Origin of the sequence: Nonomuraea sp. KM90, from assembly GCF_052246675.1 — a bacterium.
Lineage (GTDB): Bacteria > Actinomycetota > Actinomycetes > Streptosporangiales > Streptosporangiaceae > Nonomuraea.
In genome coordinates this window covers 1-7,601 of the sequence record NZ_JBQQCB010000242.1, presented here as the reverse complement: position 1 = coordinate 7,601, position 7,601 = coordinate 1, and the positions used below count along the sequence as shown (strand labels likewise).

Here is a 7,601-nt window from a genome sequence, read left to right as displayed (position 1 = left end):
ATCCTGCGACTGGAGGAAGCGCTGATGGACCCGGACACGGTCGACTGGCCGCGCATGGCCAAAGAGCTGCTCAGCGACGTGGAACGCCAGCAGGCGATCGCCGAGGACATCCTCACCCTGGCCCGCTTGGACGCTGACCGGACGGCCCAGCACGAGCGCACCGACCTGGCCGAGCTGGCCCGCGCCGAGCTGGGGCGCCGGCTGCCCGACCGGGTTCCGATCCGCACCGAGCTACAGCCGGGCGTGGTCGTCAACTGCGACCGGCTGCTGATCGCCAGGCTGCTGGCCAACCTGCTGGACAACGCCCAGCGCCACGCCACCACCGCCGTCACCGTCGCGGTCCGGGCCGAAGACGACACCGGAGTCCTGACCGTCTTCGACGATGGCACGGGCATCGCCCCCCAACACCGCGAGATCATCTTCGAACGCTTCGCCCGGCTCCCGGAATCACGCGAGCGCGACCTGAAAGGCACCGGCCTGGGCCTGGCCATCTGCCGCGAGATCGCCCACACCCACCACGGCACCCTGACCATCGAAGACCCCGGCCAGGGAACCTGCCTGGTCCTGCGCATGCCCTTGGCGACTGATCGCCTGCCCGCCGCCTGGCTCACATCATCGGCCGCGAGCACGGCATCGCCCGCCGACGTCCCTGCCCCTTCTGCTCGCAGTGCTGCTCTCCCCTGCCGGTGCTCTCACAGCGCCGCGCCGATCAGGCGGCGGGCCGCGGTCCTGCGGCGCGGCGCAGCCGGTTGGCGATCGCCAGTCCCAGCCCTGCCTCCTGCGGCAAGGACGCCACGATGAGGTCGCAGCCTCGCTGGTCGAGCTCGCGCAGAAAGGCATACAGGCCGCGCGCGTAGGCGGGCATCGACGCAGGGACCGCCACCACGGCATGCACCTTCACCTCGGCGTCGGCGAAGCCGGCAGGAAGCAGGACGCTGAAGGGCGACGTGCTGTCAGCTGATGCGCGGCTTGCTCCGCGTCATTTGGCGAGGACGAGCACGTCGTGTGCGCAGGAGACGACGGTGAGCTCGAGCGGCGCATCCCGCCCCGACGGGAAGGCGACACGGATGCGCCCCCACTCCTCGGCTCGCCAGCGGCCCACCACCGGCCGCGGACGGTCGTCCGGGCCGGGACGGAGGTCGACGAACGCCCCGTCCGCCCGAAACTCCAGCCCGCGCCGCACGCGCCGCGAGGGCGGGAACGGGTGATCGGGCGGCCGATAAACCGCCGTGGTCTGACTGTCTTCCTCATACGAGTGCAGCCAGGAGCCAACGATGTCCGCCGGGGCGCAGCTCATTCCCATGCCCCCGGTCAGCCGTCCCGAGGGCCGGTGACCAGGTCGAGCGCCGAGCGGATTTCGTTGAGGAGTTCGGTGGTCAACCGCTCGGTGTCGTGCAGCAACTGTGCCACCTCCCCGTTGAGCTCCGGACGGAACTGTGCCGGCACGGCCGCGGAGCCCACCGACAGCTCCTGCCCGACAAGGAACGAGGCCCGGCTCCCCTCCAGGCAAGCGTCCATCCGGGTGGCCTGGCCCCGCGTGAACATGTACATGGACACGTCATCGGTGTAATCCATGTAGTTGACGAACATGTCGCCATGGGGCCCGTTGTCGCAAGTGAGGCGCGGGAAGGTGGGTCTTCCCGTGTTCGGTCCGGCCTGGTTCGGCGTGTCGGCGACCTTATCATCGCTGCTGCAGGCGCCGTCGTCGTCACCCCAGATGTGGTAGAGGTCCAGCCAGTGGCCGATCTCGTGCGTCGCCGTACGGCCCCCGTCGAAAGGCGGGGTCGCCGTGCCCGTGGTGCCGAAGGCGGTGTTCAGGACGACGACGCCGTCGGTCTGCGGTGGCCCGCCGGGGAACTGCGCGTAACCGAGCAGGCCGCCTCCTAGCTGGCAGACCCAGATGTTGAGATACTGATCGCTCGGCCAGGGGTCGGCACCGCCGGTGACGCCGGCCTTGACGTCGTCGTTCCAGGTGAAGCCGCGCTGGTCGGTCTCCACGCGGACGATCCCGTCGGTGGCCTCGCCGTGCGGGTCCCGCGTCGCCAGCCGGAACTCGATCCTGGCGTCGGCCACCAGTGGCTTCCACGCGTCCGGCACTTTCCCTACATCGGAATTGGCTGCCCGGAAGTCCCGGTTGAGCACGGCCAACTGGCTGTGGACCTGCTCGTCGGAGATGTTCTGCTCCGGCGTGCGCGGATTGTGGACCACGTGTACGACGACCGGCAACGTGACCACGCCGGTGCGCACGGACATGCGCGTCCCCTGCTTGTACTGCAGTGCCCGGTCCTCGATCGTGGCGCGCCGGGCGCGGTAGCTCATGCTCTCATTGAGCAGTTTGCGGTGCACGAGCATGGTGCCGCACAGGTCACGAGTGGGCTGTGGAGATCCATATTCGGACATGTAGCTACACCTCCGGAGTTCGAGCGGGTGGCTTGCACCACAAAGAATGCACATGCTTATTTGTGCTGTTTTTGGCGCATATACCCTGAATTGCCGGTCGGCCAAGCTCAGGAATACCCAAACAACGTCCTCTCATTGCTTGAGGCAGGGCGTGCTCAAGCCGCCCATGAGGGGATATCATCCGCCGGCTCCTCCTATCCAGAGAAATACGAATATGGGGCGGGCATGCGCATCGCGGATCCCGTGGAAGTCGGCAGGAAATTTGGCCGCGGGGAAAAGGGAGCCCCTGCCCGGGGGCAGGGACTCGGCGGGGCCGATGGACCCGCATGGACTGTCAGTGCACCGCGAGCAGGACGGGCCAGGTCTGCGGCCCGACGACGCCGTCGACCTCGATCCCCGCAGCCGTCTGCAGGCCACGGATGCCCACGGAATGGGCCGGAGTGAACATGGTGTCACTGACACCCGCCAGCCCTGGGACGTCCCTGGCGAGCATCAGGTGATGCATCGTGCGCACGTGCGGCCCCTGGTCGCCCTGGCTGAGTATCGGGAGCTCTCCCACGATGGCCTCCGTCCAGCTCTCGTTCTTCTCGTAGTCGGGGTTCCAGAACCCCGCGATGACTGACGCGTCGCGTACGCGCCGCTTGCAGGCGTCATCGGTATTGCCCTCGATCGTCTGCACCCTGCCGTCGCCGAGGTTCTTCTCGACCAGGCCGATATGGTCGATCCGGCCGATCTCGTTGGTGCCGCCCCAGTCGAAGAACACCAGTGCGCCGGGGCGGGCGTACTGCTTGATGTTGGCCGCGGTCCCCGCGTGCCAGCGGCCCAGTCGTTGGCCGTCCTGGGCGTGCCACACCGTGTAGGCGCGATCCCCGTTCGGCAGGACCGCCGCGGCGTTGTCGGAGTGCCGTGCCCAGTACGTGATGGACATGTTGCACCATGGTGCCCTCAGGAACTCCGAACCGTTCCGTTCGGAGTACCAGCGCGTGATGACGTTCGGCCGCCCCGACAGGCCGAGGTCGTCACTCGCCCGCTTCACCATCTTCTCGGCGGTCATGACGGCGGCCTCCTTCCGTTCGGCCCCTGCTCGTAGACGCCGGTCTCCGGGTTGAGGACGTAGCCGAGCGACACCAGGACCTGCTCCTCATCCGGCTCGGTGGGACCCCAAGCATGGGTGTCCACGGCTTCCGCCACGAGTTCCGCTTCCTGTCTCTTGGTCATGATCAGCCTTCCTGGTAGGCACGCGACGCCCTGACGTCAGATAGGTGGCGATCAGATGCACGTCCACCCCGGGGACGTCCTGAACGTCGCGGCTTGATCGGAATGGGAAGGGCCGGCCGGCACCGCTACCGGCTCCAGCAGCCAGACCGTCCACAGGCAACAGCCCGTGGAGACAGCCACGGCACGGTAGGTACCTGCACCTCAGAGTGCCCTCTATCAGCCAGACATATCCCCCACAAGGGACCAAATCCCCATCAAACGGACGCCTCCGTTGGCAGCCGGCGCGAATTTTCGATGCCGGCACCCTCGGCCTGGCCGCTGAAATCGAGGCAGGCCCAACTGAGGAGCCACGGAGATTCCGGACAGCCGTCTTATGGGCGTACCCTATGCGGCTGTTTGGGTTGAAAGGGACTCAGCGCTCCAGGGCAGTGAGAAGCAAAGGCGATCGTTCCAGTCATTTCGCCCTTCCGGGCATCCCGCGGGGGTATCCGCATAAGACCGTTTATAGGTAAAATTCTGGACGATTTCATCGGGCCGGTCGCCATCGGCATGCCAGCCGCCGTGTACGACGAACGTCGTCGGCGTGGGCGCATCAGCGTGATTGCCCAAAGCGACTTTGACTCTCGCTTTGAGCCACTGGGCTTCAGGTTCGATACGATTGTGATGCAGCGTTTCCGGGCAGTCGCCTCGCTCAATAATTGCCCGGCCATTCGATCCGGTGAATTGTCGGTTGATTTCCCTGCCATCGCAGCATCCGCGGGCCGTCCGAGGCGACTCAGGAGTTACCGATCAATTCATTCCGACGTTCGCGTAGAAGCCCTCCCTGCGATGCGTGGGAACTACGATGAAGGCGCAGGTGATTGCCATGTTCGGTGTCGACGTATCCCATTGGAACGGCAAGATCGACTGGAACGCCGTCGCGGCGTCGGGAATCGAGTTCGCCTTCGCCAAGGCGACCGAGGGCGTCCACTTCAAGGATCGCACCTGGGCGCGCAACCGTGCCGGCATGCTGGCCCTGGGCGAGGCGTTCGTGCCCGGTGCGTACTGCTTCCTGCGCGGCGATGCCGACATCACACGACAGGTCGAGCACTTCCTGGAGGTCGCGGGCGACGTGTCCCAGCTGATGGTCGCGCTGGACGTGGAGCGGCGGGACGGCGTCAGCCGACAGGCGACGGCCGAGGACGCGCGCAAATGGGTGGCGGAGTTCAAGAGCCGGACCGGCGGGCATCCCGTGCTCGGCTACTACCCCCGCTGGTACTGGAGGGAGAACGGGCAAGGCGACCTGTCCTTCTTCGACACTCTGTGGGAGTCCCACTATGTCTCCGGCAAGGGGACACCCAAGAAGCTGTATGAAGGCGTCCCCGCCGCATGGTGGAGATCCTACGGCGACGAGCGCGTGTCCATTCTTCAGTTCTCCTGTACCGGCAAGGTACCGGGATTTCCCGAGGGATCCTGCGACGTCAACATGTACCAGGGCGACCGTTCACAGCTTCGGGCGCTCGCCCTGGGAGGGATATCCACCGTGGTCATCCCTGACGGCACTCCCCCGTTGTCCGTCGGCTCCTCCGGGCTACCGGTCTCACAGCTCCAGCAGGCACTGAACGCGGCCGGGCGAACTCCGGAACTGGACATGGACGGGGACTTCGGCCCGCGGACCGAGGCAGGCGTGAAGTGGTTGCAGAGGAAGGCAAGCATCGCCGTGACCGGCGTGTACGGCGAGGAGACGGAAGCCGCGCTGAGGTCGGCGCTCCAGCCCACGAGGCTGAAGAAGACTGCCTAGACCCGCGGCGTGGCTGCCCATCGGTTACCTGGGAAATTTCTGGGCTGATGTCGTCCCGCCCCTGCTGATGGGCACGCCACCGGGCGTGTCCTGGTTGGGGACAAGGTAGGTGGTAGCGGCCTGTACGAGGAGACCTACCAGAGCGATGGCGATCTCCTTGGTGAACTGGCCGGTGTTGATCCAGTTGACGGCCAGGGCCCCGAGTGCCACCACGAGCATGGACCACCATTTGCGCGTGGGAAGCCAGGATTTCGACGTAGAGGTTTCGGGATCCATGCTGCTCACCTTCCGCCGACCAGAAGAACCAAAAGCCCATGATATTTCGTGCTGCCGTCGATCGTATCGAGGATACTCCTGGCAAAAAGTCGGCCCGCGGTCAGCTACCGGTCAAGATTCCCACCTGTGATGGTTGCCCCAAAAGCCGACGTATTCGCAGATGATTCCGACGCGATTAACCAATCACGGCTACGGGTAGTGCCCCATCGGACACATCATATAGTCAGGTCGTCATGGAGGGCCTCGATGAACGCAACCACAAAGTACGAACTCCGCGGGCCTGGCATCGAGATCGCGTACCGCAAAGGCGAGTTGTCCGTCAATGGAGATCAGTCGCTCCTGCAAGACCGGCATTTCAGCGGAGACGGTTCGCTGGACGAAGCTACCACCAACATCGGCAACATGGTCACAGCAGTGCTCGACGAAAACGTCCGCGTCGGCTCCAAGGTCCTCTTGACGCTGCTGCTACCGGTCGTCTCCGAGCAGGACGGAGCGGCAGGCGAACAGGTCACCGGGGTGGCAGTCATCACCAGAGCGGGAGATTATGGGTCCGTAGCGCAGGAATACGAGGCCCACTCGCTCGTAGGCGCGGCATCCGATATCTCCACGTGACAGTGCTGTCGACCCGGCCTCGCTTCCGGCGGCACCGAGGGAGTGTTGGCATCAGGCCGTTCCTTCGGCAGCGCGCGGTTGCCAGCATCGAAGGTGTAAAGGTTATGGGAGCGCCTTCGTGAACGGACAGGCTCCTGCCGAGTGGCGAGGCCTGCCCGTTCCCTGGGTTGTTCGCTGGAGTTCTCCTGTAGCTGATCCCGGCCCAGGGGTTTGCTGGCGCGGCGAGCGCCTGTCCTACTGGGACGAACTGCCCGGCGACCGCAGGTTCGGCGTGCTGTGGTACCGCGATCGAATCGATCACCACGGCCGGCCGCGGTTCGCCTCCGTCCACACCGGCCGGCACTTGGCCGCGATGACCGACCATCGCTGCCAGATCTGTGGCTGCACCGCTGTCGGCGACGGCCGGATCGAGTGGCTGATTCCCTGCGATGAGTGGGAACGGCTCACCCATCCGGCCAACCCAGTATGGACCGCGACCCCACCATGCTGCCGGGCCTGCTGGCCAAGCGCCCTGCGCTATTGCCCGCACCTGTGCTCGGTCGGCGCCGTCGCGGCGTCGGTGGCAAGGGTGAGACCCGCCGCTCTCTACGGCGACGTGTACGAACCTGGCCAACTCACCCCCCGCAAGTTCAACGCCATCGTGTCGCTGCTGGCCGAAAGGGAGCTGCCTCGCCTGCTCGGCAAGATGCTCATTGTTGAACTGGACGATGTCCGCATGGAAGAGCAGCCCGTTTGATGAGGGCTTAGTCATCATGGGCGATACGCCCGGCTGGTTAGGTCGCGTCCGAGATGCGGTGCAAATGTGAACGAGCGTAGGTTGCCGTGCTGAACCGACCAAAATTCGCACAACGCAAGGACCTACGCTCGTGGCACGCACACTACCGCCGCCGTACAAGCCATCCGCGCCGAGATCGACGCGCTGTTCACCAAAGGTCGCAATCTGGTCGACGCGATCGAGGATGTCGCCCGGCTCGGCGCCCGCCCGATCATCCAGACCGCGGCTGGCACCGCCGAGCTGACGGCGCGGATCAACGAGCTGCTGGCCCACGGCGAACACCTGGCCGCCGAGCGGGACGCCGCGGTGGCGGAAAACGCGCAGCTGAAGGCCAAACTGATCGAAGCCAAGGATAACCTGGCCGCCGCCCGGAGGGCGCTCAAGAAGATGATCAAGGAGGTCGGCCGCAGTTCCTAGTACTCCAGCGACACTTTGCGATCTTGAGGGGTCGGGGTCGCATGGCGACGGCCACCGCGTGATCATTCGGAGTTTGTGAAGACAACCAAAGATCGTGCGGTGACCGCGAGCCACAGCGTAGAC

The 7,601-nt window shown here is 65.6% G+C and carries 9 protein-coding genes and 1 pseudogene; 4 read left to right on the top strand and 6 right to left on the bottom strand.

Features of this window, described 5'->3' with window-relative positions; genetic code table 11:
• Window positions 1-24: 24 nt before the first annotated feature.
• Window positions 25-570: pseudogene (locus ACTWPW_RS62130) on the top strand (sensor histidine kinase); the annotation flags it as partial.
• A 139-nt stretch (window positions 571-709) separates the two neighbouring features.
• On the opposite strand, the gene ACTWPW_RS62125 reads toward ACTWPW_RS62130, so the two are convergent.
• The 5 genes from ACTWPW_RS62125 to ACTWPW_RS62105 all read right to left on the bottom strand — a co-directional run bounded on the left by ACTWPW_RS62125 (window position 710) and on the right by ACTWPW_RS62105 (window position 3,618).
• A complete protein-coding gene (locus ACTWPW_RS62125) occupies window positions 710-865 on the bottom strand; it encodes a Sua5 family C-terminal domain-containing protein (RefSeq protein ID WP_375117218.1) in 156 nt (51 codons plus the stop codon).
• Between the two features lie 114 nt (window positions 866-979).
• Window positions 980-1,297, bottom strand: coding sequence for a hypothetical protein (locus ACTWPW_RS62120; RefSeq protein WP_443174717.1), 318 nt, complete (start codon window positions 1,295-1,297; stop codon window positions 980-982).
• Between the two features lie 14 nt (window positions 1,298-1,311).
• Window positions 1,312-2,400, bottom strand: a complete 1,089-nt coding sequence (locus tag ACTWPW_RS62115; protein WP_443174716.1) for a zinc metalloprotease — start codon at window positions 2,398-2,400, stop codon at window positions 1,312-1,314.
• Between the two features lie 334 nt (window positions 2,401-2,734).
• Window positions 2,735-3,454 (bottom strand): CHAP domain-containing protein, encoded by a 720-nt coding sequence (locus ACTWPW_RS62110; protein ID WP_375117075.1) that lies wholly within the window; start codon window positions 3,452-3,454, stop codon window positions 2,735-2,737.
• Entirely contained in the window at window positions 3,451-3,618 is a 168-nt protein-coding gene (locus ACTWPW_RS62105; RefSeq protein ID WP_375117074.1) for a hypothetical protein, read from the bottom strand. Before ACTWPW_RS62105 ends, ACTWPW_RS62110 begins: the two co-directional genes overlap by 4 nt.
• A gap of 844 nt (window positions 3,619-4,462) precedes the next feature.
• On the opposite strand from ACTWPW_RS62105, the gene ACTWPW_RS62100 reads away from it, so the two are divergent.
• On the top strand, window positions 4,463-5,398 hold the full coding sequence (locus ACTWPW_RS62100) for a GH25 family lysozyme (RefSeq protein WP_443174715.1): 936 nt from the start codon (window positions 4,463-4,465) through the stop codon (window positions 5,396-5,398).
• A 24-nt stretch (window positions 5,399-5,422) separates the two neighbouring features.
• Here ACTWPW_RS62100 and ACTWPW_RS62095 read toward each other — a convergent pair whose 3' ends face one another.
• A complete protein-coding gene (locus ACTWPW_RS62095; protein WP_375117072.1) occupies window positions 5,423-5,617 on the bottom strand; it encodes a hypothetical protein in 195 nt (64 codons plus the stop codon).
• 303 nt (window positions 5,618-5,920) lie between these two features.
• Here ACTWPW_RS62095 and ACTWPW_RS62090 point away from each other — a divergent pair, with 303 nt between their 5' ends.
• Window positions 5,921-6,286 (top strand): hypothetical protein, encoded by a 366-nt coding sequence (locus ACTWPW_RS62090; protein WP_375117071.1) that lies wholly within the window; start codon window positions 5,921-5,923, stop codon window positions 6,284-6,286.
• A gap of 118 nt (window positions 6,287-6,404) precedes the next feature.
• On the top strand, window positions 6,405-7,022 hold the full coding sequence (locus tag ACTWPW_RS62085; protein ID WP_375117070.1) for a hypothetical protein: 618 nt from the start codon (window positions 6,405-6,407) through the stop codon (window positions 7,020-7,022).
• Window positions 7,023-7,601 lie beyond the last annotated feature (579 nt).